Here is a 26,464-nt window from a genome sequence, read left to right on the forward strand (position 1 = left end):
CCCGGGCCGGTTATCGGTCGGAAGAGCGGTCGGCGCGCTGACGACGGGCCTGCTTGGGGTCGATGAGCAGCGGTCGATAGACCTCGATCCGATCGCCGGGTTGCAGTACATGCTTGTGAGGCTCGCGCAGAACCTTGCCGAAGATGCCCAGTTCGGCTTCGAGAAAGGTCGATGCCGGCAGTTCGGGGAAATGGCGGCCGAGTTCCGCGCACCGCACCGCCTCGCGGGCCGTTGTCCCGGCGGCCAGCGTCAGGGCGACGATGCGCTGGCGCTGGGGCAGCGCGAAGGCTACCTCGACATTGATTGCTGCAGGCTCGTCGTGGGGTTCAGTAGCGACCATAGACATCATCGGCGCGCCGCGTGAAGGCATCCACCAGCTGGCTGGCCACCTGGCTGAACAGCTTGCCGAACGCCATGCCGAGTATGCGGTTGGAAAACTCGAAGCTCATCTCCAGCGACACCTTGCAGGTGTCCTCGCCCATCGGCGTGAACAGCCACTGGCCTTGCAGGCGCTTGAACGGACCACTGACCAGCGACAGCTCGATGCGCTCGGGCGGGTAGAGGTCGTTGCGCGTGGTGAAGCTCTGTTCGACACCGGCCTTGGCCAGCGTCAGCTCACCGACCAGGTGCTCTGCGTCGCGTTCGATCAGTCGGGTACGCCGACAGCCCGGTAGAAATTCCGGGTAGCGCTCGAAATCGTTGACCAGATCGAACATGGCCTGGGCGGAATGTCGCACCAATGCGGACCGATTGACCGTGGGCATGTACCTCTCCGCTGACTTCCCTGAAACTGGAGCGTATCATGGCGATTTATCTCGCCAAGCCCTTGAAGGATATCATGCCTCACCCCATGTGGGGCCTATTGGGCGTCACCGCATAGCGACATACGAGGATCCATGGGCAAGAAAAAAGCCAACAAGGCGGGCAGCAGTGCCATCGCTCTCAACAAGAAGGCGCGCTTCGAATACCACATCGAAGAAACCTTCGAGGCGGGCCTGGCTCTGGCGGGCTGGGAGGTAAAGAGCCTGCGCGCCGGCAAGGCCCAGCTGACCGACACCTATATTCTGGTCAAGAACGGTGAGGCCTGGCTGCTGGGCAGTCACTTCATGCCGCTCAATACCACCAGTACCCATGTGCTGGCCGATCCGACGCGCACGCGCAAGCTGCTGCTGCATCGCAAGGAGATCGCCAAGATCTTCTCGCGGACGCAGGACAAGGGCCATACCTGTGTGCCGCTGAAGCTGTACTGGAAGAAGAACCTGGTGAAGTGCGAGCTGGCGCTGGTCACGGGCAAGAAGCAGCACGACAAGCGCGCCACGGAAAAGGAGCGCGACTGGAACCGTCAGAAGGCGCGCATCATGCGCGACAACAAGTGAGAGAGACGGCCGATGCAGGTTGTACCTGAGCAAAATACTCTGGTATGATCTGCGCGTTATGGGGGCGACATGGCTTCGACGCCGGTGACAACCCCTGAGGTGCATGCCGAGAGCGTGATGTATCTCGTAAATCCAACATCACGATTAAATAGTCGCAAACGACGAAAACTACGCTCAGGGCGCGCTGGCAGCTTAAAACCTGCTAGTGTTAGCCTGGCCCCGAAGCGATGTGCCCATTCATCGTGGACGGGAGACGAGCGCAAAGTAATGGGATCGCGGTTGGCGGCGCCTTCGCGTCAATCGTCAAACTTAAGAAGGCTCGCGTTGCTGGATCCTGCCCGTCGGAGCCAGTAACGCTAAAACAAAAGACGGAACTAAGCATGTAGAGCCAATGGGCGAGTGCCGGCGGACGGGGGTTCAATTCCCCCCGCCTCCACCACTCAAGCATACGAATCAAGCACCTGCGGGTGCTTTTTTCGTTTCCGGGCATGGTTCGGGCGTGCCGTGGTCAGCTTTTCGGGCGTTTCGCCTGCCTCCCGCCGTATGGATGGGCAAGGCCAGCCTGGTGCCTTCCACGTTCATGGCGGCGCGTCGACGGCGGTGCAAAAAAATGAGCCCGACCGTATTGGCCGGGCTCATGGCGCCGTGCATTCCTTGCTGCCTCCGCGGGCCTCCTGCCCGCGCATCCCTGGTCGAGCCATCCGTAGCTCGTTCGTCCCTGTAGTGAGTGTGTCCTTGCTCACCACGCATAGTCTGGAAGCCCTGCGCTTCCGGGCAATTAACCTGCGTTGCGTTTGCGTGTAAGAGATCACGGACATCGCTTGCGCGAGATCTGCCATGGGTCGGGGGCCGCTGGCCCTCAAGGCGCCCCGCTGGCGGCGCGGGGCGCAGGGGAGAGCAGGCGCGCATCGGGGCGTCAGGATGCGCTGCCGTCGCGAAGCGGGTCGGTCAGGGTATCGGCGGGGCCGGGGTTCCCGGTGACCGCGTCATCGTTGTCGGCAGCCTGGGGGTAGCCGGAGGTATCGTCGGGGTGCTCGATGCGGGCTCTCGACTCGCCGAGCTCGTTGACGCCACAGAGCGTGAAGCGCGCCAGATGCTTGCGTGCCGCGCCGAGCAGCTGATGCCGGGCCCGTTCGGGTAACGAGACGGTCTCGTCGACGTCGATGTGGCATACCCCACCGGTGGAATCGTAGCGGACCCGCGCGATGTACGGTGCGGCGCCAAAGGCGGCGGCGTCCTGCAGGAAACGCAGCATCTCGCCGATTTCCTTGGCGCGGGCATTCGAGCTGAGGATCGGCACATCGAAGGCGACCAGCTCGCCGGGCTCCACCTGGCGTGCGTCGTCTGCAAGGTAATCGTTCTGCTCGGTCATGGTGACCTCCTTATCGGTAATCTTGCTCCTTGTTCCCCGGTAGTCGGAGCGCCCGGCCGCCGGGAACCCTTGAAAGTAACCCGGCATGGCCCCCCTGTACCTGATCATGGGTTAACCTTTGCGAGTTTTGTGCCTTCGACCGAGCCGAAAAGCCTCTCCACTCATGGGCGGTAGGCGCCAGGCGCCAGGCCCCGGACGCCGGGGCGTATGCCGAACAGGGCGCCGGCCTGGCTTTGTGCCTCACAGCCCTCGGCTGCGGTGGTAATATACAGTGTGGCGAGATCGTCGCCGCCGAAGGCGCAACAGGTGACGCGCGAAGCCGGTAGTCGAATCTCCCGGTCGCGGCGACCGTCGGCGAGAAAGCGGCTCACCCGGGCGCCCTCCCAGTGGGCGACCCACAGGCCGCCTTCGGCGTCCAGCGTCATGCCGTCGGGAAAGCCGTCCTCCTCGCTGAACCGGAGGTGCCGGCGCTTGTTGCTGAGCGTGCCGTCGTCGGCAAGGTCGAAGGCGTAGATCGTGCGCGCCGGGCTGTCGGTGTGGTAGAGCGTTCCGCCATCGGCGCTGATCGCCGGACCGTTGGTCACCGTATAGGGGCGGTCCATCTCGTGCAGGCCGCGTTGGTCGAAGCGTAGCAGCCGGCCACTGGCCGCCTGCTCCTGGCTGTCCATGCTGCCGAACCAGAGTCGACCCCGGAGATCGGCCTTGCCGTCGTTGAGGCGGTGGCCGGGGGCTTCGGCGACCGGCTCGGCGAGGGTTGCCAGGATACGTGGCGAGCCGTCGTCCAGGGTCAGGTGGACGAGCCGCGAGCGCAGCCCGGCGACGAAGCCGCCCCCGGCATGCGGCACCAGCCAGCAGCAGGCCTCTTCGAGCGGCCAGCTGCGCGTCTCGCCGCTGTCGGGGGCGTAGCTCAGCAGGCGGCTGCCAAGGATGTCGACGAACAGCAGGCAGCGATACTCGCTGGACCACAACGGTCCTTCGCCGAGTCGGGTGCGGGCGTTCCAGAGGTTTTGCGGTTGTGCGGTCATGGGCTCCTCGTCGAGACGGTGCAAGCGCGTTGCACTAGAGTGCCGCAAGCGAGCCCTGATGAGAACGCACGCGGATGACAGCTTTTGGCGGAAGTGCTAAGTATGGACACCGTTTGCCGAGCCGAATCGCGCTGCATGCCGCGCCGCGGAACGCGAAGGCGATTTGTCGCGAAGCCAATTTTATAAGGGAAGCGCCGTGAAGTTGTTGATCCTGGACGCCCCCCACTGCTTGAGTCTGGCGCTGGCGCGCGAGGCCAACCGGCGGGGGGACACCGAGCTGGTCATTGAGGAGGGGATGCTGCTCGACCCGGACCGGCTCGCCGAAATGGCGCCGGATGCCGTCTTGATCCCGCCGCTGGTGCAGCCCAGCGATGCCGACCCCTCCGCGGTCATGGCGCATGCCGAAGCCGTGGAGGGGTGTCTTGAGTGTTGCCAGCGCCACGATGTGCCGCTGGTCTGGTGCGTTTCCGACCAGCTCTACGAAGACGGTGCCGATACGCCGATCGACGAGCACGTGATCCCGTCGCCACGCGACGAGAACCTGAGGCGGCTGATCGTGACCGGCAACCGGGTACGCGAACGGTGCGCCCGGCATCTGATCGTGCGCCTGGGGCCGCTGTTCGCCCTCGAGGGCGCCGGGGCCTGGCTGACCGAGTTGATCGATACGCTGATGGCCGGCCGCCAGGTAAGGGTCGCCGAAGACATCATCTTCTGCCCCACCTCGGCGGATTCCGTGGCGCTGGCCCTGATCGGCATGCTCCAGCAGCAAGGCTGTGGTGCCGATGCCTGGGGCGCCTACCACCTGGCCGGCACCGAGCCGGTCAGCGGCTATACCTTTGCCTCGGTAGTCCGCACCCAGCTGGCGACGCGTCTCGAGGGGCTCGGCAGGCAGGCGGCGCTGGGCGAGCTCAAGGCGCTCAATCACCACCACGATCAGCCCCTGCGCCGGGTGCTCAATTGCCGGCGGGTGCTGGATGCCTTCGGCGTCCACCAGAAACCCTGGCGGCTCGAACTGGGACGCATGCTGGACACCTGGTGCCAGGCCTACCAGGCCCAGGAGGCGCCATGAAGACGATTCGTAGCGCTATCTTCTATCTCGGCTATTTCCTGGCCATCCTGGTATTCGGCCTGCTGTGCCTGCCGATCACCCCGCTGTTGCCGCTGGCCGGGCGCTACCGGCTGCTCAACCTCTACAATCACTTCATCGTCGGCTGGTTCGCCCGGATCTGTGGCGTACGCTATACGGTGCGCGGGCGCGACAACGTGCCGGCGGGGCCGGTGGTGATACTCGCCAACCATCAGTGCGAGTGGGAAACGCTGTTCCTGCAGATTCTCAAGCCGCCGGTATGCACGGTGCTCAAGCAGGAACTGCTCAACCTGCCGCTGTTCGGCTGGGCGCTGCGGTTATTGCATCCTATCGCGCTGGATCGCTCGCGCCCGGCAAGGGCCATGAAACAGGTGCTCTCGCAGGGGCCGCAGCGTCTGCGCGAAGGCTTGTCGGTGCTGATCTTTCCCGAGGGCACGCGGGTCGAGCCGGGCCATCGACGGCGTTACAACAAGAGTGGGGCGGTGATCGCCTGCCGGGCCGGCGTGCCGGTGCTGCCGGTGGCGCACAATGCCGGCGAGCGCTGGCCGGGACATCATTGGGTCAAGAACCCCGGGCCGCTGAATGTCGTGGTCGGCCCGCCGATCGCTACCGAAGGGCGCACGCCGGAAGCGGTGCTTGTCGAGGTCGAGGCCTGGATCGAGGAGCAGCTGGCATCGATTTCCGAGGTGCCGCGGCCGGCGGCAGCCAGCGAAACGGCGGCCAGCAAGCTGCCGGTCTGACCGGGGCCGCCCGGACATTCCCGGCAACAAGAAAGGCACCCTGAATCGGGTGCCCTTGCTTGTGCGAGCCACTGTCCTGCTTCCGCCGGGGGTCAGTCCCTGTGGCGCTGCAGCACCAGGCAGGCATTGGTGCCGCCGAAGCCGAAGCTGTTGGACAGCACGCGCTCGAGGGCCACGTTGTCGCGGCGCTGGGTGACGATATCGAAGCCTTCGGCCTGGTCGTCGAGGGTCTCGACGTTGGCCGAGGCGGCAACGAAATCGTGCTCCATCATCAGCAGCGAGTAGATTGCTTCCTGAACGCCGGTCGCACCCAGCGAGTGGCCGGTCAGCGACTTGGTCGAACTCATCGCCGGGGTGCGGTCGCCGAATACTTCGCGGACCGCCTTGAGCTCGGCGACATCGCCGACCGGCGTCGAGGTGCCGTGGGTATTGATGTAATCGATGCGGCCGTCGACTGTCGCCATGGCCTGGCGCATGCAGCGCGCGGCGCCTTCACCGGAAGGCGCGACCATGTCGTAGCCATCCGAGGTCGCACCGTAGCCGACCACCTCGGCGTAGATCCTGGCACCGCGGGCCCTGGCGTGTTCGAGTTCCTCGAGCACCACCATGCCGCCCCCGCCGGCAATGACGAAACCGTCACGGCCCTTGTCGTAGGGTCGCGAGGCCTGCTCGGGACGATCGTTGTAGCCAGTGGACAGTGCGCCCATGGCGTCGAACAGGCACGAGAGCGTCCAGTGTTCCTCTTCGCCGCCGCCGGCGAACACCACGTCCTGCTTGCCGAGCTGGATCTGCTCGACGGCGTTGCCGATGCAGTGGGCGGAGGTCGCGCAGGCCGAGGAGATCGAGTAATTGACCCCCTTGATCTGGAAGGGCGTGGCCAGGCAGGCCGACACGGTGCTGCCCATGGTGCGCGTGACCCGGTAGGGGCCGACACGCCGCAGACCCTTTTCACGCAACACGTCGGCGGCCTCGACCTGATTGGCGCTGGAGGCGCCGCCGGAGCCGGCGATCAGCCCGGTACGCTCGTTGGACACCTGGTCGGGGCTCAGCCCGGCGTCCTCGATGGCCTGGGCCATGGACACGTAGGCATAGGCGGCCGCGTCGCCCATGAAACGGCGCTGCTTGCGATCGACCAGCGCATCGAGGTCGATGTCGACCACGCCGGCGACATGGCTGCGGAATCCGCGCTCAGCATACTCGTCCTTGAAGCGGATGCCGGAACGGCCGCTTTTCAGGGAATCCAGAACCTGATGCTGGTCATTGCCGAGGCAGGAAACGATACCCAGGCCGGTGACTACCACTCGTCTCATGGAAGCCTCCTGATCAGAAATTCGCGGTGGAGGTGAACAGGCCGACACGCAGGTCATTGGCCTGGTAGATGTCACGACCGTCGACCGAGACGGTGCCGTCGGCGATGCCCAGTATCAACCGCCGGGTGATGATCCGCTTGAGGTTGATCCGGTAGGTGACTTTCTCTGCATCCGGCATGATCTGGCCCGAAAACTTGACTTCGCCGCAGCCCAGCGCCCGCCCGCGGCCCGGGTGGCCCAGCCAGCCCAGGTAGAAGCCGACCAGTTGCCACATGGCGTCCAGCCCCAGACAGCCGGGCATCACCGGGTCGCCCGGGAAGTGGCAGTCGAAGAACCACAGGTCGGGATGGATATCCAGTTCGGCGATCAGCTCGCCCTTGTCGTATTCGCCGCCGGCCTCATGGATCTGCGTGATGCGGTCGAGCATCAGCATGTTGGGGGCCGGCAACTGGGCGTTGCCCGGGCCGAACAGTTCGCCGCGGCTGCATGCCAGCAGTTCTTCGTAGCTGAAAGAGTGTTGCTTGGTCACTGAGTCATTCCGAGAGTCCGAATTGTTGTGCCACGCACCCGGCGCAGACGGGCCTAGTCTACTGGCACCGCGAGGTGAATGCACGCCGGCCCCAGGCTAGCCGGGGTGAGAACGTCGCGCAATGCCGACATTGGTGGCGGTGCAGCTTGCGCCAGACTTGGCGCGCGGGGCATGATGCCACTATTTGTCGCGCCAACCCCACACAAGACGAGCAGCCATGTGGCCCACCTTTACCCTTAATCGCCCGATGACCTGGATGGGCCTGGCCGCCCTGGCGGCGATGAGCTGGCTGCCGCTGGTGTCGCTGCGTCTGGCCGCGCTGGCCATGGTGCTGTTCGCCCTGGTCGATGGCTGGCGTCAGGTCAAGCGCGAGCATCGCCGTCGTCTGCTCAGCGAAGAGGCGCTCAAGCTGTCCGGCGACGGCGTGATCATCTCCGACAAGCACAACCGGATCATCAGCGTGAACCCGGCTTTCACCCAGATTACCGGCTATACCCGCGAGGAGGTGCTGGGCCTGGACGCCTCGACGCTGTCGTCCGGACGCCACGACAAGGCCTTCTACGAGCGCTACTGGCAGACGCTGGACGCCACCGGACGCTGGGAGGGCGAAATCTGGAATCAGCGCAAGCACGGCGACCAGTATCCCGAATGGCTGCGGATGCAGGCATGTCCCGACGCCAAGGGCCGCATCAGCCATTACGTCGGCCTGTTCACGGATATCTCGCGGCACAAGGCGCGCGAGCAGGATCTGCGGCGGATCGGCTTCGAGGATCCGTTGACCGGGCTGCCCAATCGCCGCCGGCTGCACGACCTGCTGACATCGCGCCTGCGTCGGCTGCGCGCCGGCGAAGGGCTCGACATGGCGCTGATCGACATCGACGGCTTCAAGGCGATCAACGACGGCCTGGGGGTCGACTGCGGCGATCGCCTGCTGGCGCGCTTCGGCCAGCGGCTGGCGGCCTTCGTCGCCGGGGGCGTCGTCGGCCGGCTGGGCGGCGACGAGTTCATGGTGATCCGCACCACCACCTTCGACGACCACGAAAAGTGGGTCGCCGGGCTGCGCGAGCATCTCAGCGAGCCGTTCGAGATCGACAGCAGTTCGCTGCGCCTGGGGCTGACCATCGGCAGCTGCCGGGCACCCGACGACGGCAACGACTCAGGGGTGCTGTTCCAGCGCCTGGAGTCGGCGCTGTACTCGGCCAAGCGCCACGGTCGCAACCACGATCGACGCTTTCGACCCTCGCTGGAGGTCGCCGGCGACCGCCAGCTGGCGATGGTCAACGACCTGCGACGCGCCCTGGCCCAGGGCGATCAACTGGAACTCTACTACCAGACCCAGCATCGCCTGAGCGATGGCGGCATGGTCGGCCTGGAGGCGCTGTTGCGCTGGCGCCACCCCGAACTGGGCATGGTCTCGCCGGGCGATTTCATCCCGCTGGCCGAGCGCCACGGCCTGATGACGGCGCTGGGCAACTGGGTCATCGAGCAGGCCGTCGCCCAGCTGGCCAGCTGGTACGCCAGCGGCATGCCGCGGGTGCCGATCTGGGTCAACATCTCGGCGCTGCAACTGATCCAGGGCGATCTGGAATCGCGGCTTGCCGCGGCCTTGGCCCAGCACCGCATGCCGGCGCGCATGCTCGGCCTGGAGCTCACCGAATCGGTGTTGCTCGACGAGCGTGCCGGGGATATCTCGCCGCGCCTCGAAGCGTTGCGGGCCAAGGGCCACCCGATCGCCATCGACGACTTCGGCACCGGCTATTCCTCGATGGCCTATCTGAAGCGACTGCCGATCGACAAGCTCAAGCTCGACCGCGCCTTCATCCGGGCGTTGCCCGAGGACGTCGCCGACGCCGCCATCGTTTCGGCGGTGCTGGCGATGGCCGAGGGGCTGGGCCTCGAAGTGGTCGCGGAGGGCGTGGAGACCCAGGCCCAGCGCGATTTCCTGATCGCCCATGGCTGCCCGATCACCCAGGGCTTCCTGTTTGCCCGGCCGGAGCCGGCCGAGACCATCGAGGCGCGCTATCTCAAGACGGCGGCGAATGCCTCGCTCAAGCCCTCGTCGGCGACCTGAGCGAGCGCCGGCGTGAGCCAGCCGTACGGGCAAGCGCCCGTCCGTGCGGGTTCATGGTTCACCGGTAAGCGGCCTGCGGCGGGCTCCGGGCTTGGCCAGCAGCAGCTGGCAGGTGCCGATCGAGCGTTCGAGGAAGCCCCCTTCGCAGTAGCACAGGTAGTAGCGCCATAGTCGGATGAAGCGCTCCTCGTAGCCGAGCCGGCGTACGCTTTCCAGGTTGTCCTCGAAGCGCTCGCGCCACTCGCGCAGGGTCCGTGCGTAGTGCGGGCCGATCTCCTCGAGATCGAGCAGGTTGAGCGTGGTGTGCCGGGCAAGCCCCGTCAGGATCGCGCTGTGCGACGGCAGGAAGCCGCCCGGGAACACGTGGCGCTTGATGAAGTCGACGTCGCGCTTGGCGGCCTCGAAGCGCTGATCGCGGATAGTGATCGCCTGGAGTGCGGCGAGTCCATCGTCGCTGAGCAGGCGATCCAGCGTCGCCAGGTAGTCGCCCAGGTACTGATGGCCGACGGCCTCGATCATTTCCACCGAGACGAGCCGATCGAAACGTCCTTCGAGTTCGCGATAATCCTGCTGAAGCAGGGTGATGCGATCCTCTAGCCCCGCCTCGGCAATGCGGCGGGCGACATGGGCATGCTGCTCGGCGGAAAGGGTGGTGGTGGTGACGCGACAGCCGCGGGTCCGGGCGGCGTGGATCGCCAGACCGCCCCAGCCGGTGCCGATCTCCAGCAGGTGGTTGTCGGCGCCGACATCGAGTGTGTCGAGCAGGCGTTCCAGCTTGCAGGTCGAAGCCTCCTCGAGGCTCGCCCCGGGGTGGGGGAAGATCGCGCTGGAATACATGCGGTGGCGTCGGTCGAGGAACAACTCGAACAGCTCGTTGCCGATGTCGTAGTGGGCGCTGATGTTGCGGCGGGAGCCGCGCCGCGTGTTGCGCTTGAGCACATTGAGCGCACCGGACAGCCAGCGGGCCAGCCGTGCACTGCCGTTCTCGACCTCTCCATTGACGCGTTCCAGGTTGGCCGCGAACAGCCGCACCAGCGCGACCAGGTCGTCGGCGTCCCAGTCGCCGTCCATGTAGGCTTCGCCGGCGCCCACGGTGCCGCCCAGCGCCAGGCGTCGCCAGGCACGCTCGCGGTGCAGCGTGACGCATGCCGAGAGCGGGCCGCCACGGCCGAGCCGACGGCATTCGCCGTCGGGCTCGATCAGCGTGATATAGCCGCCCCCGAGCCGGTCGAGCTGGGCCAGCAGGCGTGGCTTGAGCCAGCGCGTCACTCTATCGAGGCCCGATGCGCCGGGCCCGGCGGGACGTGCGGCGGGTGGGCGAAGCGAGGTCATGGCGAGTCCTCCCGATGGTCTGGGTCGCGCCGCGGGTGGGCGTGAATCGGCGCCCGCTTGGCCCACAGGCGAAACGCCTCGAAGTGAATCGCGGTGACGGTCTTGAGACTCATCCATGGCTGACGGAAAAGCGTCTCGACCAGCACGCGCCGGGTGGCCGGCCGTGCCGTCAGCGTCAAGGTGGCATCGAAATGGCGCGTCCCCTCCCGCCAGTTCTCCATGTGCAGGTACAGGTGTTCGCCGGGGTTGTTGAAGCGCCAGCGGTAGTCCATGTCCATGGGATTGAACGGCGATACGTGCAGCGCCTTGGCGAACGTCGCGCCGTGCAGGTGACGAACTGGGTCGACGGCGCAGGCATAGACCTGGCGCTCGCCCCAGGGCGTGTTGGTGACCTCGCCGAGGACCGCGCGCAGTCGCTCATGGCGATCATAGACGTAGTAGAGGGTGAGCGGGTTGAACGTCACGCCGCACACCCGCAACTGGGCGAGCATGCACACCCGGCCGTCCGCCGCCGCGGCCAGTTCGCCGCCCAGTTCGCTGGCCAGGCGTTCGCGCACCGCCTGCGCGAGGGGGCGATCGTGAGGGGCCAGGTAGTCTTCCCGGCAAAAGCGCGCCAGGGCGCCGCGCCTCGCGCTGAAGCCGGGCACGCCGGCGAACAGGCGGGGCAGTTCGTCGAGGTCCAGCCAGGCCATCCACAGCTGGTAGCTGAAGGCATGCGCGCGGGGCACGAAGCGCCGATGGCGGAGTCGCCCGCGATAGATGCAGCTGCGCGGTGTATCGATCATGGCGTCGTTTCCCCGCGGGTCCGCTGGGCGACGCCTTCGCCGGCCCCGGGCGGTTGCAGGGCGCGAGCCACGCGCAGGGCGCTCCAGACGCCATCCTCGTGGAAGCCATTGCGCCAGTAGGCGCCGCAATAGTGGGTATGCAGGCGCGGTTGCGAAATCTCGCCATGGCGCGCCCGGGCCACCTCGCCGTCGCGGGTGAAGGTGGGGTGGGCGTAGCGATAGCGCCCCAGGACCCGGGCGGGGTCGATGGCCGCGGTGTCGTTGAGCGTCACGCAGAAGGTCTCTGGCGCCGTCAGGCGCTGAAGCATGTTCATGTTGTAGGTCACCGCGACCCGTGCCTCGTCGGTTCGCCCGTCGAGGCGGTAGTTCCAGCTTGCCCAGGCACGGCGGCGACGTGGCAGCAGTGTGCTGTCGGTATGCAGCACGACCTCGTTGTCCCGGTAGGGAATGGCGGCGAGGATGTCCCGTTCGGCCGGGCTGGGGTCGCCGAGTAGCCCCAGTGCCTGGTCGGCGTGGCAGGCGAGCACCACCTGGTCGAAACGCGCCGTGCCCAGCGTCGTGTCGACATCGACGCCGCCGGCATCGCGGCGAATGCAGGAAACCGTGCAATGGCGATGGATCCGCTCGGCGTAGCGCTGTGTGAGCGCCGGGATGTAGCTGCGTGAACCGCCGACCAGGGTCCGCCATTGTGGCCGGTCGGCGAGCGACAGCAGGCCATGATGGTGGAAGAAGCGCACGAAGAACGCCACCGGGAAACGCCTCAGGTCGGCGATGCTTGCCGACCAGATGGCGGCGCCCATGGGCAGCAGGTAGTGGCGGCGGAAGTCCTCGTCGTAGCCGGCGGCATCGAGATACTCGCCCAGCGTGGTCGTCGGGTCGAGTCGTCCGGCCTCGAGGTCGGCGCTGGCCGCGCGATTGAAGCGCAGGATATCGCCGAGCAGGCGATAGAAGCAGGGGCGGAAGAGGTTGCGGCGCTGGGCGAACAGCGAACCCAGAGTGTGGCCGTTGTACTCGAAATCGCGCTGGGTGTCGTGCACCGAGAAGCTCATCTCGGCGGCCTGCCAGGCGACACCGAGCTCTTCCATCAGGTGCTCGAAGTGGGGGTAAGTACGGTCGTTGAAGACGATGAAGCCGGTGTCGATTGCGTAGTCGCGGCCGGCAAGCGTCACATCGACGGTGGCGGTGTGTCCCCCCAGGCGCGGTTCGGCCTCGAACAGCGACACCCGATGGTGCGCCGACAGGTAATGGGCGGCGCTCAGGCCGCTGATTCCGCTGCCGATCACGGCGATGCGCTGCCCGTCGGTCATCGCGCCCCCGCCTGCGTCGCGCGCCTGCGTCCGGCGATACGACGCCCCAGGCGTAGACGCACCGCCGGGGGCAGGATGCCCAGCAGCTTGATCAGGTACGTGAAGCGGCGCGGAAAGTGCACGTCCAGGCTGCGCCGCTCGAGGCCGGCGAGAATCGCGTCGGCGGCGCTTTCGGCATCCATGCGCATGGGCATGGCAAAATCGTTGCGCGCGGTGAGCGGCGTTTCGACGAAGCCGGGGTGGATCACGCTGACGTCGATCGCTTCGCCGGCCAGGTCGATGCGCAGCGATTCGAGGAAATGGCTGAGCGCAGCCTTGGAGGCGCCGTAGGCCTCGGCCCGCGGCAGCGGCAGGTAGGCCGCGGCGCTGGACACCGCGGCCAGCAGCGGCCGGGTACCGCCAGCGTCCCGGGCGCGGCGCAGCAGCGGCAGGCCGGCGTCGACGACCTTCAGTGCGCCGTGAAGGTTGACTTCCATCACGCGCTCGACCAGTGCCAGGTCGAAATCGCGGGCGTCGAGATATTCGCACGTTCCCGCGTCGTGCAGCAGCAGGTCGAGGCCGGCGAACGCCGCGTCGATGTCGCGGGCGGCCTCGGCGACCGCCTCGCGATCGGTGATGTCGCAGGGCACGACCAGCGCGTTCGGGTAACCGCGGGCCAGTGTCTCGAGCGCCTCGCGGCGGCGCGCGCTGAGGGCCACGCGGTGGCCCTGGGCAAGCAATCGCCGGGCGAGCGCCATGCCGATGCCCGAGGTGGCGCCGGTCAGCCAGATGCGTCGTTGTCCGCTCAACACCGTCATCGCGGTTCCCCCTCAGTGGGCGCCCCTTCGATCGGGCCGTGGGTTCAGGCGAGGCGCCGCTTGAGCCAGCGAATCGCCGTGCCGAACAGGGGCAGGTGCTCGTAGAGCAGGGCGCCGGCATCGAAGTAGTCGCGATGCTCGCAGACCCGGTCGCCACGAAAGCGCAGTCGCGAGCAGCCTTCCACGGCTACCTCGCGGCCACCGGCCAGCCTTGGATGCACCAGCGTCAGCGTCCAGCAGACGAACGCCTGGTCGTCTTGTCGCTGGCGCTGCGCGAACTCGAAGCGCGCACTTTCGAGGTTGGCGTAGAGCGACTCGAAATAGCCGGTGAGCGCCGCGATACCCTCGATCCGCTGAAACGGGTCGGCGAATTCAATATCCGCAGTGTAAATCTCGTATAGAACTTCTGTACAGTTTTTGTCTAGTTTTTTGTAGAGGGCGCAGAAGGTCTCCAGTGTCGGGTCGACGGCCATCGCGAGCTCCTTTCGTGGGGTGCGGTAATCCGAGCGGCGGCGGTGGGTCAGTCGCGGGAAAGCGCCTTGAAGGCATCGAGCGCCCGGACGCGGGCGGCCTTGTGGTCGACGATCGGGGCCGGGTAGCGGCTGGCGCCGAGGGCATCGCCGGGCGGGGCGTGCCGCGCCCTGGGCGGCAATTCGGCGAGCTCGGGCAGGTAGTGGGCGATGAAGTGGCCCTCGGGATCGAAGCGGCTGGCCTGGGTGGTGGGGTTGAAGATGCGGAAATAGGGGGCCGCGTCGGTGCCCGTCGAAGCCGCCCATTGCCAGCCACCGTTGTTGGCGGCGAACTCGCCATCGACCAGGTGGCGCAGGAAGAACGCCTCGCCGCGCCGCCAGTCGATCAGTAGATGCTTGGCGAGGAACATGGCCGTCACCATGCGCAGGCGGTTGTGCATCCAGCCGGTCCGGACCAGTTGGCGCATTGCGGCATCGACCAGCGGATAGCCGGTACGGCCCTCGCACCAGGCTGCGAAATGCGCGTCGTCGTAACGCCAGGCGAGTTTGTCGGTATGTGCCTGGAAGGGGCGGTGACGGCACACGTCGGGAAAGCCGACGACGATGTGCTGGTAGAATTCACGCCACACCAGCTCATTGATCCAACTGGTCAGCCCCTTGTCGCCGTCGCCGAGATGGCCGCCATTTTCGTTCATCGCGGCCTGCAGGCACTGGCGCGGCGAGATCATGCCCAGCGCCAGGTAGGGCGACAGTTCGCTGGTCCCGGCCAGCGCCGGCAGGTCACGCTGCTCGGCGTAGTGGCGGGCGCGGAATCGCAGAAAGCGTGCCAGGCGGTCGGCGGCGGCCTCCTGGCCGGCGGGCCACAGCACGGCATCGACGGGGCGGTCCGCGTATCCGGGCGCCTCGGGCAGGGCATCGCTGGCGATCGGCTGGCGTGGCTGGGGCTCGGGGGTGTCGCGCAGCGTCAGCCGAGCGGCGTCGATCCGGCGGTGCCAGGCCTTGGCGAACGGGGTGAAGACCCGGTAGTAATCGTCCTGACCGGTAACCAGCTCCCCCGGTTCGAAGGCCACCGCGTCGGTGTAGCCATGCACGCTGAGGCCGGCTGTCTCGCAGGCGTCGCGTACCGCGGCGTCGCGGCGACGCTCGTCGAGCGGGTATTCGCGATTGAAGTGCAGTGCCTCGGCGTCGTAGTCGTGGGCCAGCGCGGCGAGCACCCGCGGGGCGGCCTCGAAGTATCCGATATCGCGCTGGACGAGCGGAATGTTGAGCCCGGTCAGGGCCTCGCGCAGGGCCTCGACGCCGCGGCGCAGGAAGTCGATCTTGTTGGCGCCGTGGCCATGGTCGCGCCATTGCCCCGGGCTGTGCAGAAACACCGCGATCACCGGGCCGCGTCGAGCCGCGGCAGCCAGCGCGGTGTTGTCGAGGGTGCGCAGGTCACTGCGGAACCACATCAATTGGCGGGCCATGAGCGTCTCCCGTCGCTGGCTGGGTTGCTGCGTCAGCCGAGCAGGCCGCGCAGACGTTCGATTGCCGCGACCGGCGTATCGCCGAGCGGCTGGATGGCGCTGGCCTCGAGGTCGGCGGCGCGTATATGGACGACCGGGCCGGCCAGGCATAGTGGCGCCTTGAGTTGCGTGGCGAGCCGCGGCAAGTGGTGGCGAATCAGCTCGTTGCCTTCGGCGCGGTCGCTTGACAGCAGTAGCGCGGCGGCGTCCAGCCGCTCCATGGCCAGCGCCCATTCACCGAGCGGCAGCGGGGCGTCGAACAGCTGGATGCGGTAGCCGGCGTCGCTGGCGGCCAGCGCCAGCAACAGCGCGCCCAGCCGGCCGGCGTCATCGGACAGCCGCGAGAGCAGCAGGGGCGGTCCCTGGCGGTACTGGTTGGCATGATACAGACGGGTTCCGATCCGTGTGCGCAGGAAGCTCTCCAGCAGTTGGCGCTGCGCGGCGGCGCCCAGGCGATCATGCCAGCGCTCCTCGAGTTCCTCGACCACCGGCTGCCAGATTTCCAGCAGGCAGACCGCGACGGGGTAGAGCGCCAGGGTCTGGTTGAACAGTGTCTCGAGACCCTGCACGTCGAGCGCTTCGACGGCCGCGATCCACTGTCGACGCTGGCCGGCCCAGTCGCCCTCGTCGATCGTCATCGTCTCGGCCCTGCCGGGGCGATCGAGCAGTTCGCGCACCTGACTGACCGACACGCCGCGATCGAGCCAATGGAGAATGTTCTCGACGCGCCGGATGTCCTCGCCGGCGTAGAGCCGGTGACCCTTGGGGGTGCGTTGCGGACGAAGCAAGCCATAGCGGCGTTCCCAGGCGCGCAGCGTCACCGAATTCACGCCGGTCAACCGGGAGACTTCGCGAATCGGGTACAGTGCCGAGCCGGTGGTGTCCATGGGCTTATCGTTGGTCATGCGCACTCGTGCCTCTGGCTGTCTGGCGGTACCGCCGGGGATCCGGGGCGGCGGCCGGTGTCCTGCGCATAGCCTCGAGTGCCGTGATGCGGGCAGGATGGAGTAAAGAGTTATACAGGATAATGCCTTTGTACAACTGTTCCAGTCGTTTATTCGCCTGGCGCGGTTCCGGCACGGCTTTCCAGGGCTTTTGATGACAATCGGTACGTCGAAGCCAGCCGGATGCTCGACAGCCGGGCTGGGTGAGCGTATGGCTGGGCAAGCGCGACAGCCACTGACTAGACTATCAGATGCGTACAATAACCGTATAACCCGGCAAACGCCGAACCAGGGCCGCGAGCGCTTCAGCCAGCATCTGGCATGAAACCGTTCGGTGCCTGCCGCTGTGTTCGCCCGGGACGACGCTCACCGCGTCGCGACACTTACAATGACAGGGAGGCGCCATGCGTATACTGGTCACGGGAGGTAGCGGCTTCGTCGGGCGTTTGCTCTGCCAGCGACTGGCCCGCGACGGCCACCAGCTGATGGTCGTGTCACGCTCGCCTGACTCGGCCAGGCGAGTGCTGCCCGAAGGCTGTGACATCGGTGACGAGGTGGCCGCGTTCGCCGCGCGCGAGCCCGAAGCGATCGTCAACCTGGCCGGCGAGCCGATCGCCGGCAAGCGTTGGAGCGACGCCCAGAAGCGACGCTTGTTCGATTCGCGGCTGAGCGTCACCCAGCAACTGGTGGATCTGTGCCGGCAGTTGCCCACCCCGCCACGGGTGATGGTGTCGGGGTCGGCGATGGGGTATTACGGCGATCAGGGCCAGCGCGCCGTGGACGAGGAGACCTCGCCCAACGAGGAGTTCGCGCATCGGCTGTGCGCGCAGTGGGAAGCCAAGGCCCACGAGGCCGAACGCCACGGAGTGCGCGTCGTGCTGCTGCGCACCGGCCTGGTGCTCGACGCGGGCGGCGGCACGTTGGCCAAGCTGCTGCCGGCGTTCAGGATGGGTCTGGGCGGGCGCTTCGGCAACGGTCGCCAGTTCATGCCGTGGATCCACCGCGAGGATCACGTGCGCAGCATCGAGTTCCTGCTCGAACACGACACCCTGAACGGGGCGTTCAATGCCTCGGCGCCGCACCCGGTGCGCAACGCCGAATTCGCCGCCACCCTGGCCCGGCAGCTGCATCGCCCGGCATTGATGCCGGTACCGGCGCCACTGCTCGAACTGGGGCTGGGCGAGATGGCGCACCTGTTGCTGACCGGCGCCGACATGCGCCCACGGCGGTTGCTCGATGCCGGTTTTCGTTTCAATTTCGAGACCCTCGACGCGGCGCTGGCCGACATTCTCCAGCGCAAGGCCTAGCCATTGGCGCCGTCCGTCGCGGCCGTCAGCGGCGCGTCTCGCGGTCGACGGTGACGATCACCCGCACCGCATCGAGGCGCAGGCGCGCGCTCTCGATCGCCGCATCGAGTGCCTGGCGCTCGTGGCGCAGGGCATCGAGTTCGTCCTGACGCACCGCGGGGTTGTGGCGCGCCAGGGCCTGCAGCCGCGACAGCTCGTCGTCTAGCACGCCGCACATGCGTTGCTGGGCGGCCTCGACGATCGTCGGCAGCTCGCGCTCGGCTTCCCGCTCGCCCTGCTCCAGCAGCTCGCGCAGTTGATCGTGGCGCGACTTGATCAGGTCGCGGGCGACCGCCTTCTTGACCTTCTGCAGGTTCTTGGCCAGGCCGCTGAAGGAGACCTTGGCGGACAGGTTGGCGCCGGACTCGTCGAGCAGCACGCGCACCGCGGTGGGCGGCAGGAAGCGGTCGACATGCAGGCGCCTGGGCGCCGGACAGTCGGTGACGAAGACCAGTTCGGCCATCAGTCGCCCGGCGGGGATCGACGGGTGATCGAGCAGCGCCAGGGCGGTGTTGCCCAGCGTGCCGCTGAGAATCCGGCCCATCATTTCGCGGACCAGCGGATGTTCCCACGACAGGTGCTGGACATCGTCGCGGGCCAGCGCCCGCTCGCGGGAGCGGGTCGCGGTGAAGCCCTCCTCGCCTTTCGCCAGGCCGGGCAGGCCGTCGAGCATGTGCGCCCCGGCGCGCAGGTGGACGAGCTGGTTGCCGAGGTCCTGGCTGTCGACACCGAAGATATCCAGCGCCTGATCCAGGTAGCGCGGCAATGCGCGGTCCTCGTCGAGTGCGCGGATCGCCTCGGCGACCGTCGCGGCGCGCTCGCCGCGGCAGGCATTGAGCTCGAGCAAGCGGTTGCGTCCCGCATCGCGCTCGGCCAGGCGAGCCTCGAACAGCGCGCGGGTTTCGCCGATCACCGCCTCGAGCGCGTCGTCGTCGAGCATCGCCTCGGCCAGTTCGTCACCGAAGGCCGCGTACAGCTCGCTGCCCACCCCGTGGGGTGCGTCGAAGGCGTCCATACCCTCCTGATACCAGCGCAACAGCCGCTCGCCGGGGCTGCCTGCGAACACCGGCACGTGGATCTCGATGGCATGGCGCTGGCCGATGCGATCGAGGCGGCCGATGCGCTGTTCGAGCTGATCGGGCAGCTGGGGCAGGTCGAACATCACCAGATGGCGGCAGAACTGGAAGTTGCGCCCCTCCGAGCCGATCTCCGAGCACACCATGACCTGGCTGCCGTCCTCCTCGTCGGCGAAGGACGCCGCGGCGCGGTCGCGCTCGACCAGCGTCAGCCCCTCGTGGAACACCGGCGCATGGATGCCGCCGAGCACGCGCAGCGCCTCGGCCAGATCGACGGCGGTGGCCCGGTCGTGGGCGATCACCAGGGTCTTGTCGCGGCCGACCCCGGTGAGGTGCTCGAGCAGCCAGGTGACGCGCGGGTCGATCTGCCACCAGGGCTCGGCGTTAAGAGGATCGTCGCTCAATGCGCGGTAGGTGGTGTCGAGATAGAGCATGACATCGGGGTGGTCGAGGCCGGTCTCGATCAGCAGTTCGTCGAGGTAGTCCTCGTCGCGCTCGAGCTTGCGCAGCACCCGGCGATAGGCCGAGGGCGCCTCGAGCCGGGCGACGTGCAGGTGCCGCTCGGGGAAGCCACCGACGTGGCGCCGGCTGTTGCGGAACATCACCCGGCCGGTGCCATGGCGGTCGAGCAACTGCTCGCGCAGCTGGTCGCGGGCCGATCGCTGCTGGGCGCTGTCGCTCTGGGGGTCGGCCAGGGTCTCGAGCAGCGCCGCGCTGTCGGCGTCGTCGATCGCCGCGCCGACGCAGGCCAGCGCGGCGGCGTCGCCGGGCAACCGCTCGAGCGCATCGATCGCCTCGGCGACCTGCACGTAGCCGGCCTCTTCGGCGCGGAACCGCGCCAGGTCGTGGTAGCGGTCGGGGTCGAGCAGGCGCAGCCGGGCGAAATGGCTCTGCACGCCCATCTGCTCGGGGGTGGCGGTGAGCAGCAGCAGTCCGGGGACGGCGCGCGCCAGGCGCTCGACACAGTCGTAGCCGGGCCCGCTGGCCGCCGGCGACCAGTCGAGATGGTGGGCCTCGTCGACGATCAGCAGATCCCAGGCGCAGGCCTCGGCCTGGCGCTGGCGATGCGGGTTGGCGAACAGCCATTGCTGGCTGGCCAGGATGAGCTGGCCGGCCTCGAACGGATTGGCCTCGCCGTGGGCCTGGCTCTGCTGCTCGTCGAGCAGCGTGACATCGAGGGCGAAACGCCGCAGCAGCTCGACCAGCCACTGGTGGGTGAGGCTGTCGGGAACCAGGATCAGCGCCCGCTCGGCACGCCCGTTGAGCAGCAGGCGGTGCAGGATCAGCCCGGCTTCGATGGTCTTGCCCAGGCCGACCTCGTCGGCGAGCAGCACCCGCGGGGCATGGCGCCGCGAGACCTCGTCGGCGATGTAGAGCTGATGGGGAATCAGGTCGATCTTGGGCCCGGCCAGGCCGAGTGCCGGGTTCTGGCTGATGCGATGATGGTGGTGCAGGGTGCGAAAGCGCAGGTCGAACCAGTCGTTGCGGTCGACCTGACCGGTCAGCAGCCGATCGCGGGCCTGGTTGAACTGCATGCGATCGGACAGCTTGGCCTCGGAAAGCTCGTGCCATTCGCCGGCGTCGTCCTCGCCGATGTAGACCACCAGGCCGTCGTGCTCCTTGGTGTCGTCGACGGTCAGCTGGCTGCCGTCGGCGGACTCGATACGATCGCCGCTGCCGAACATCACGCGGGTCAGCGGTGCCTGGCGCACGCTGTAGGTGCGCGTCTCCTGGCTGGCCGCGAAGAGCACGGTGACGCTGCGCGCATCGACGTTGAGGATGGTGCCCAGGCCCAGGTCGGCCTCGCCGTCGCTGATCCAGCGCTGACCGGGAATGAATTCGCTCATGGTGCCTCGGATGCTCAGGAATACGGTGCGTTGCGCCCAGGTCGGCGGCGGCGGCAAGGCGCCCGGCCGGCGACGGGCGCGTATGGTACAGCAATCGCCGGCAGCAATTAAGCGCTCAACGGTCGAGCCAGGTCTCGAGCCGGGCGCGGCCGACTGCGCCGACATGGCGGGTCAGCAGCGTGCCGTCGGCATCGAAATACAGCGTCGTCGGCAGTCCGGGCGCGTGGCTCAGCGCCATCAGACTCTGGTGCGGATCGAGCAGCGTCAATGGCCGATCCAGGCCCCGCCGGTCCAGGAAGCGAGCGACCTCGAGCAGGCTCTCGCCCTGGTTGACCGCCACCACCCGCACGTCGTCGCGCCGCGCCGCCTCGGCGAGCAGTGGCAGCTCGCGCCGGCACGCCGGGCACCCACTGGCCCAGAGGTTGATCAGCAGCGGCTTGCCATCGAGCGCGGCCAGCGTCACCGGGTTGCCGTCCAGGTCGTCGAGGGTGATGGCGGGCAGGCGTTGCGGGGCGGCTTCATGGCCGAGCGGTTGCCAGGCCATCAACCCCAGCCACAACCCGGCGGCGGCGATCAGCAGGCCCTGGGCGACGAATGCCTGGCGGGGCTGCCGGCGCAGCGACCACAGCGTCCAGGCCGCGCCGGCCAACAAGCCGGCGAGCGGCAGGTAGCCGGGCTGCCACAGCCTGAGCGCATCGAGCGGCGCGGCGCGATAGCTGTCGGCGTGAAGCAGCACGTAGCCCAGGCGCGCGCCCAGCAGGGATGCGACCAACAGGCCGTTGAACCAGCGGCTATGTTGCGTGGCGGTCAGGCGCAGCAGCAGCGCGCCGGCGACAAGGAGCGCCAGGGCGGTGACGAAGACATAGAGGTGCGGCAGGGCGATGAGCAGCGGGCCGAGGGCGATGGCATCCATGAGCGGCGGGCGTTCCGTAGGGTGGCGCGGTGCGTCGTCAGCGCGGCGCTGGCAGGCTACAATGGCCAGCCTACGGGGCCGCGGTCCCGCTGTCATCCGTCCTGTACCACCATCGAGCCGACGCGTCGCGTCGCCGGAGCCGCCGCCATGGCCAAGCGCTACGATGCCCTGCGCGCACTGGCGATCGCCAGTCAGGCGCTGGGCTTCATCCTGATCATTACCCTGGAAACCGTGCTCGGCGACGCCGCCAGGCCCTGGCAGGGCGCGACGCTGGCGGCGATGCTATTCGCCGCACTGAGCATCGCCCTGGTGCGTCAGTATCGCTACAACCGCGCGCGCAAGGCGAGGGCCGAACGCGAGCGCGAGTCGGCGGACTGAGCGCCCACCCAGCCGACGATCAATCCGCGGGCTGCAGGCGCCATACGCCGCCATCCTGGTGGTCGGTCAGCACGTAAACGCGACCCTGCGGACCCTGCTCGATGTCGCGGATCCGCGCGCCCAAGTCGATGCGTTCTTCATCGGTCACCGTCTGCCCATCGAGTTCCAGGCGTACCAGGCCTTCGCTGGTCAGCCCGCCGATCAGCAGGCTGCCCTGCCATTGGGGAAACGCCTCGCCGGTGTAGAAGGCCATGCCCGACGGCGAGATCACCGGCGTCCAGTGCCTGATCGATCGGGCGAACTCCGGGTGGCTCGGCGGGTCGGGGATGTCGCTGCCGTCGTAGTGTTCGCCCCAGCTCACCACCGGCCAGCCGTAATTGCCGCCCGGCTCGGGCAGGTTGAGTTCGTCGCCGCCGCGCGGGCCCATCTCGGCGACCCACAGCTGGCCCGTGTCGGGGTGCAGCGCCGCGCTTTCGATATTGCGATGGCCGTAGGACCAGATTTCGTCGCGGGCCTGGTCGTCGCCGACGAAGGGGTTGTCCGCTGCCGCGCTGCCGTCATGCTTGAGGCGCACGACGGTGCCCAGATGGTTACCGGTGTCCTGGGCCGGTTCGAACTTGAAGCGTTCGGCCAGGGTCAGAAACAGCGTGCCCTGGTCGGTGAACACGATCCGCCCGCCGAAATGGTTGCCGCCGCCGACCTTGGGCTGCTGGCGGAAGATCACCCGGAAATCCTCGATCCGGCCGTCGTCCAGCCGGCCGCGACCGAGCGCGGTGGAAGCCCCGCCGTCGCCGGGTTCGGCGAACGACAGGTAGACCTGGCGATTGTTCGCGAAATCGGGATCGAGGGCGACGTCCAGCAGGCCGCCCTGGCGCTGGGCAAAGACCTCGGGAACGCCGGCCAGCGGCTCGGACAGGGTATTGTCGGTGGCGAGGATCCGCAGCCGCCCGGGGCGTTCGGTGATCAGCGCCCGACCATCGGGCAGGAAGGCCATCCCCCAGGGGTGGACGAGGCCCCGGGCCAGCGCTTCGACCCGAATGCTGCCGGCCTGCGTCTCGACGCTGGCCGGAGGTTGCTGTGCCGGGCTCGCCGAGGCATGTGTCATCAGCGCGGCGGCGAGCATGCCGGCCGGCAATGGGACGGTGCGCGACATCTCCGATCCTCCTCTCAGGCTGTCATTGCTTTCCTGCAAGGTAATCGGCATTCGGCAATTGGCAAGCGACGGCGCGAAGCGCGGTGCTTGGGTTCAAGGGTTGGCCGCCGCCGAAGGGAACGCCGAGGCCGGTGCGCAGCGCCCGGGATCGATGCTCACCACCTGCAGGCGATGGCCCTCCGGTGCCTGGCAGGCGAGGATGCGCCAGGCGCAGCCCGGCGCGCTGCTGTTGTCGCTTTCGAACAGCGCCGCGCCCTGCGCGCGGAGATGCTCGCAGGTGGCGGGGAACTGGTCGTCGCTGACCTCGAGCGTCAGGTGCTGGGGTGCATCGGCGCCATCGCCGCTGATCAGCATCAGCACCTGGGTATGGCCGCGGATGTCGGTGCCCAGTTCGAAGACCGCCGTGGTCGTCGACTGCAGCAGCATCGGCAGGCGCAGCACGTGGGTGAAGAATTCCCGCATGGCGGCAAGGTCCTTGACGCGCAGGACCGACTTGCCCAGTGACAGGCGTTGCATGACGCACTCCTCGAGTCTTGTTATGTCCCTTCAGTCTGGTTTAAACCCCTCGTGGATGCCGTTTGAATCGTTGCAAGCCGTCGATCGGTTTTGGCTATCGGCTTGTTGCGTCGCCACATGAGCGCCGGTCGTAGCGGGCGAATAGCTGCCCGGCCCCCCCGTCGACGGCCTCCTGGTAGTAGAGGCTGGCCAGCGAGAAGCCGACGGGGGAGGCGAGCGAAGGGCCTTCGAGCAGGCCCTGATAGCGCTCGCCGCCGATCAGCGACAGGCGCTGGGTTACGAACAGGGTGTCCACCACGCCATGGCGCAGCAGCGAGTGCAGCGAGTAGGGGCCGGCGACCGAATAGATCCGCCGATAGCCGCGCTCGCCGAGCCGCCGCACGACCTGGCGCACGTCGAGTTCGTGGGTGACGCTGGCGGCGTCCGGCTCGCTATCCAGGCCGATCACCTCGGCCCCCTGGGCGACCAGGCGGTCACGGCGCTCGGCGGTGATCAACGAGCGGGCGACGAAGATCAGCACCCGCCGGCCCTGCTCGATCAGCGACCCGGGCAGCGGAAAGTCGAGCGTGTTGCTGAGCACCACCACGTCGGGTTGGGGCCTCGAGCCCCGGTCGCGGCGCCACTCCAGCAGGTCGCCGAAGGCGGGCTCGTCGGCCACCGGCAGTGCGGCCTGGGCGTGCCCTTTCGCCAGCTGACGGAAGTAGCGTCCGCCGATCAGCAGGGCGTCGGCGCGTGCCGCGAGTTCCTGGTAAAGCCGCCAGTCGTGGCGATTGGCCACGCTCGCGGGTACCTCGTCGTGGCCCTCGTGGTTCTCGACGGCGACCCGGCCGTCGAGGCTGGTGACGAAATTGCTGTAGACGACGGGGGCGTCGGGCGTGGCATGGGCGAGCGGCGTGTCGAGATAGAGTCCTTCCAGCGAACACGCCTGTGCCGGTGGGGGGTAGAGCCTGAGTAGTGTCATGGCCTGCTTTCCAGATCGGTTCATGCGATGACGGCACGATAGCACGCGCATCGTCGCCGCACTTGCCCGCCGGGAGCATGACGATTTTCATGCTTTTGCCTCGCTGCCAGCGGCTATCTTGAGCATAACGCTGCTGGTACGGATGTCGCAGGCGACGGGCCGGCGAAGGGAGGAGCGGCCGCTTGGCGAGCGTGGCCGCGAGGCGGTGTTCCGTTCTCGCACGAGATCATTCAGGCACCACTACAGGCGACCCGTTCGGGATGCCGAGGAGGCAGCGATGGATCCGCGCAACGTCTTCGTCGTCGGGCTCAATGCGTTCAATCGCGAGCGTCTCGAGCATCTTCGCGGCGCCAGCGAATATCGTTTTCACGGCGTGATCGAACCGGAAGCGGTCTACGACACCGAGATATTTCCCATCGAGGAGATGCTGAACCAGGCCGCGGCGCAACTGGATGCCTTCGATGGCCGCGTCGATGCCATCGTCGGCTACATGGACTTTCCCGTCTCGACCATGCTGCCGCTGCTCTGCGAGCGCTATGGCACCCGCACCACCAGCCTGGAGAGCCTGCTCAAGTGCGAGCACAAGTACTGGAGCCGACTGAGCCAGCGCGAGGTGATCGGCAACTACATCCCTCGCTTCACCGCCTTCGACCCGTTCGACGACGGCGCCCTGTCGCGTATCGGCGAGGCGGCGCTGTACTTCCCGTTCTTCGTCAAGCCGATCAAGTCGTCGGGCTCGCGGCTGGGTTTTCGCATCGACAGCCCCGAAGACTTCAGTGCCGCGATCGCCCGGCTGCGCGAGGATATCGGGCTGATTTCCGAGCCGTTCAACTTCATTCTCGAACAGGCCAACCTGCCCGACGCGGTGCGCGCGGTGGACGGCGGCTTCTGCATGGCCGAGGAGATCATCGGCGGCTGGCAGTGCACGGTCGAAGGCTACGTCTTCCAGGGCGAGGTGGTGTCCTACGGCATCGTCGACTCGATTCGCTACCCGCAGGTGCTGAGCTTCTTCTACTACCGCTACCCCTCGCACCTGCCGGCTCATATCCAGGCCAAGATGCGCGAGTTGACCACCACCATCATGACCCATATCGGCTACGACAACGCCGCGTTCAACGTCGAGTTCTACTGGGACGAAGTGCAGAACCGCATCTGGCTGCTCGAGATCAACACGCGCATTTCCCAGTCGCACTGCGACCTGTTCGAGAAGGTCGACGGGGTCAGCCATCAGCAGGTCAGCGTCGACCTGGCGCTGGGCCAGCGTCCCGACATGCCCTCGGCGCAGGGCGCTTACAGGGTGGCGGGAAAATTCTTCTACCGGGTGTTCTTCGTCGATGCCATGGTTACCCGGGTACCCGGCATGGAGGAACTCGAGGCGTTGCGGCAGCGCTTTCCGGATTGCGTGATCGCCCTGCAGGTCGCCCCTGGCACCCGGCTTTCCACGCTGCCCGAGCAGGACAGCTACAGCTTCGCGCTGGCGCACATCTGGATGGGCGCCGACAGCGACGAGGCGCTGCTCGCCGACTACACCGCGCTTGCCGAATCACTGACGTTCGAATTCGAGGAGATCATCGGCTGAACGCCGCGCGGCTCTTCGCCTACCCTGAAAGAACAACGACACGAT

The 26,464-nt window shown here is 67.5% G+C and carries 25 protein-coding genes and 1 other RNA gene; 8 read left to right on the top strand and 18 right to left on the bottom strand.

All coding sequences use genetic code 11. The features are described from left to right. Positions 1-10: 10 nt before the first annotated feature. Both HR9077_RS16650 and HR9077_RS16655 read right to left on the bottom strand, forming a co-directional pair. On the bottom strand, positions 11-340 hold the full coding sequence (locus HR9077_RS16650) for an RnfH family protein (protein ID WP_136068301.1): 330 nt from the start codon (positions 338-340) through the stop codon (positions 11-13). Next, entirely contained in the window at positions 327-764 is a 438-nt protein-coding gene (locus HR9077_RS16655; protein ID WP_136068303.1) for a type II toxin-antitoxin system RatA family toxin, read from the bottom strand. The genes HR9077_RS16650 and HR9077_RS16655 overlap by 14 nt, the downstream gene beginning before the upstream one ends. Before the next feature lie 132 nt (positions 765-896). Here HR9077_RS16655 and smpB point away from each other — a divergent pair, with 132 nt between their 5' ends. Both smpB and ssrA read left to right on the top strand, forming a co-directional pair. Further along, a complete protein-coding gene (smpB, locus tag HR9077_RS16660; protein WP_136068305.1) occupies positions 897-1,376 on the top strand; it encodes an SsrA-binding protein SmpB in 480 nt (159 codons plus the stop codon). Between the two features lie 60 nt (positions 1,377-1,436). Beyond that, positions 1,437-1,815: a transfer-messenger RNA gene (ssrA, locus tag HR9077_RS16665) on the top strand. A 477-nt stretch (positions 1,816-2,292) separates the two neighbouring features. Here the strand turns inward: ssrA and HR9077_RS16670 are convergent. Both HR9077_RS16670 and HR9077_RS16675 read right to left on the bottom strand, forming a co-directional pair. Further along, positions 2,293-2,748, bottom strand: coding sequence for a hypothetical protein (locus tag HR9077_RS16670; RefSeq protein ID WP_136068307.1), 456 nt, complete (start codon positions 2,746-2,748; stop codon positions 2,293-2,295). Between the two features lie 161 nt (positions 2,749-2,909). Next, entirely contained in the window at positions 2,910-3,773 is an 864-nt protein-coding gene (locus HR9077_RS16675; protein ID WP_136068309.1) for an SMP-30/gluconolactonase/LRE family protein, read from the bottom strand. 196 nt (positions 3,774-3,969) lie between these two features. Between HR9077_RS16675 and HR9077_RS16680 the strand changes: the two genes are divergently transcribed. Both HR9077_RS16680 and HR9077_RS16685 read left to right on the top strand, forming a co-directional pair. Further along, positions 3,970-4,842, top strand: a complete 873-nt coding sequence (locus tag HR9077_RS16680; protein WP_136068311.1) for a sugar nucleotide-binding protein — start codon at positions 3,970-3,972, stop codon at positions 4,840-4,842. Next, entirely contained in the window at positions 4,839-5,600 is a 762-nt protein-coding gene (locus HR9077_RS16685) for a lysophospholipid acyltransferase family protein (RefSeq protein ID WP_136068313.1), read from the top strand. The genes HR9077_RS16680 and HR9077_RS16685 overlap by 4 nt, the downstream gene beginning before the upstream one ends. Before the next feature lie 92 nt (positions 5,601-5,692). Here HR9077_RS16685 and fabB read toward each other — a convergent pair whose 3' ends face one another. Then, entirely contained in the window at positions 5,693-6,910 is a 1,218-nt protein-coding gene (fabB, locus tag HR9077_RS16690; RefSeq protein WP_136068315.1) for a beta-ketoacyl-ACP synthase I, read from the bottom strand. A gap of 13 nt (positions 6,911-6,923) precedes the next feature. Next, entirely contained in the window at positions 6,924-7,439 is a 516-nt protein-coding gene (gene fabA / locus HR9077_RS16695) for a 3-hydroxyacyl-[acyl-carrier-protein] dehydratase FabA (RefSeq protein WP_136068316.1), read from the bottom strand. 217 nt (positions 7,440-7,656) lie between these two features. On the opposite strand from fabA, the gene HR9077_RS16700 reads away from it, so the two are divergent. Further along, positions 7,657-9,510 (top strand): putative bifunctional diguanylate cyclase/phosphodiesterase, encoded by a 1,854-nt coding sequence (locus tag HR9077_RS16700; protein WP_136068318.1) that lies wholly within the window; start codon positions 7,657-7,659, stop codon positions 9,508-9,510. Positions 9,511-9,561: 51 nt separating this feature from the next. Here the strand turns inward: HR9077_RS16700 and HR9077_RS16705 are convergent, their stop codons facing one another. The 7 genes from HR9077_RS16705 to HR9077_RS16735 are packed head-to-tail and all read right to left on the bottom strand — an operon-like array spanning position 9,562 to position 16,611. Continuing rightward, entirely contained in the window at positions 9,562-10,842 is a 1,281-nt protein-coding gene (locus tag HR9077_RS16705; RefSeq protein ID WP_136068320.1) for an SAM-dependent methyltransferase, read from the bottom strand. Then, positions 10,839-11,627, bottom strand: a complete 789-nt coding sequence (locus HR9077_RS16710) for a DUF1365 domain-containing protein (RefSeq protein WP_136068322.1) — start codon at positions 11,625-11,627, stop codon at positions 10,839-10,841. Before HR9077_RS16710 ends, HR9077_RS16705 begins: the two co-directional genes overlap by 4 nt. Beyond that, a complete protein-coding gene (locus HR9077_RS16715; protein WP_136068324.1) occupies positions 11,624-12,934 on the bottom strand; it encodes an NAD(P)/FAD-dependent oxidoreductase in 1,311 nt (436 codons plus the stop codon). The genes HR9077_RS16710 and HR9077_RS16715 overlap by 4 nt, the downstream gene beginning before the upstream one ends. After that, complete coding sequence (locus HR9077_RS16720) at positions 12,931-13,731, bottom strand: SDR family NAD(P)-dependent oxidoreductase (RefSeq protein ID WP_136068326.1); 801 nt, start codon at positions 13,729-13,731, stop codon at positions 12,931-12,933. Before HR9077_RS16720 ends, HR9077_RS16715 begins: the two co-directional genes overlap by 4 nt. A gap of 44 nt (positions 13,732-13,775) precedes the next feature. Next, positions 13,776-14,204 (bottom strand): nuclear transport factor 2 family protein, encoded by a 429-nt coding sequence (locus HR9077_RS16725; protein WP_136068328.1) that lies wholly within the window; start codon positions 14,202-14,204, stop codon positions 13,776-13,778. 47 nt (positions 14,205-14,251) lie between these two features. Further along, complete coding sequence (gene phrB / locus HR9077_RS16730; protein WP_136068330.1) at positions 14,252-15,667, bottom strand: deoxyribodipyrimidine photo-lyase; 1,416 nt, start codon at positions 15,665-15,667, stop codon at positions 14,252-14,254. A gap of 32 nt (positions 15,668-15,699) precedes the next feature. Beyond that, the gene (locus tag HR9077_RS16735) at positions 15,700-16,611 is read right to left on the bottom strand and encodes a MerR family transcriptional regulator (RefSeq protein WP_244613314.1); all 912 of its coding nucleotides are present in this window, start codon (positions 16,609-16,611) and stop codon (positions 15,700-15,702) included. 443 nt (positions 16,612-17,054) lie between these two features. Here HR9077_RS16735 and HR9077_RS16740 point away from each other — a divergent pair, with 443 nt between their 5' ends. Continuing rightward, positions 17,055-17,957 carry a TIGR01777 family oxidoreductase gene (locus tag HR9077_RS16740; protein ID WP_136068332.1) on the top strand — a complete coding sequence of 301 codons (903 nt, stop codon included), beginning with the start codon at positions 17,055-17,057 and terminating at the stop codon, positions 17,955-17,957. A 25-nt stretch (positions 17,958-17,982) separates the two neighbouring features. On the opposite strand, the gene rapA is transcribed toward HR9077_RS16740, so the two are convergent. Beyond that, positions 17,983-20,919, bottom strand: a complete 2,937-nt coding sequence (rapA, locus tag HR9077_RS16745; RefSeq protein WP_136068333.1) for an RNA polymerase-associated protein RapA — start codon at positions 20,917-20,919, stop codon at positions 17,983-17,985. Between the two features lie 115 nt (positions 20,920-21,034). Further along, on the bottom strand, positions 21,035-21,832 hold the full coding sequence (locus HR9077_RS16750) for a TlpA disulfide reductase family protein (protein ID WP_136068335.1): 798 nt from the start codon (positions 21,830-21,832) through the stop codon (positions 21,035-21,037). Positions 21,833-21,979: 147 nt separating this feature from the next. Here HR9077_RS16750 and HR9077_RS16755 point away from each other — a divergent pair, with 147 nt between their 5' ends. After that, positions 21,980-22,210, top strand: coding sequence for a hypothetical protein (locus HR9077_RS16755; RefSeq protein WP_136068337.1), 231 nt, complete (start codon positions 21,980-21,982; stop codon positions 22,208-22,210). A 19-nt stretch (positions 22,211-22,229) separates the two neighbouring features. On the opposite strand, the gene HR9077_RS16760 is transcribed toward HR9077_RS16755, so the two are convergent. From HR9077_RS16760 to HR9077_RS16770, 3 genes are all read right to left on the bottom strand, one after another. After that, the gene (locus HR9077_RS16760; RefSeq protein WP_136068339.1) at positions 22,230-23,363 is read right to left on the bottom strand and encodes a PQQ-dependent sugar dehydrogenase; all 1,134 of its coding nucleotides are present in this window, start codon (positions 23,361-23,363) and stop codon (positions 22,230-22,232) included. 93 nt (positions 23,364-23,456) lie between these two features. Continuing rightward, complete coding sequence (locus HR9077_RS16765) at positions 23,457-23,879, bottom strand: VOC family protein (protein WP_136068341.1); 423 nt, start codon at positions 23,877-23,879, stop codon at positions 23,457-23,459. A 94-nt stretch (positions 23,880-23,973) separates the two neighbouring features. Beyond that, entirely contained in the window at positions 23,974-24,840 is an 867-nt protein-coding gene (locus tag HR9077_RS16770) for a RibD family protein (RefSeq protein ID WP_168380978.1), read from the bottom strand. Between the two features lie 277 nt (positions 24,841-25,117). On the opposite strand from HR9077_RS16770, the gene HR9077_RS16775 reads away from it, so the two are divergent. Further along, positions 25,118-26,419 (top strand): ATP-grasp domain-containing protein, encoded by a 1,302-nt coding sequence (locus tag HR9077_RS16775; RefSeq protein WP_136068344.1) that lies wholly within the window; start codon positions 25,118-25,120, stop codon positions 26,417-26,419. The last annotated feature ends 45 nt before the right edge of the window (positions 26,420-26,464 follow it).

It is taken from the genome of Modicisalibacter radicis (genome assembly GCF_900961225.1).
In the GTDB taxonomy this organism is placed as follows: Bacteria; Pseudomonadota; Gammaproteobacteria; order Pseudomonadales; family Halomonadaceae; genus Modicisalibacter.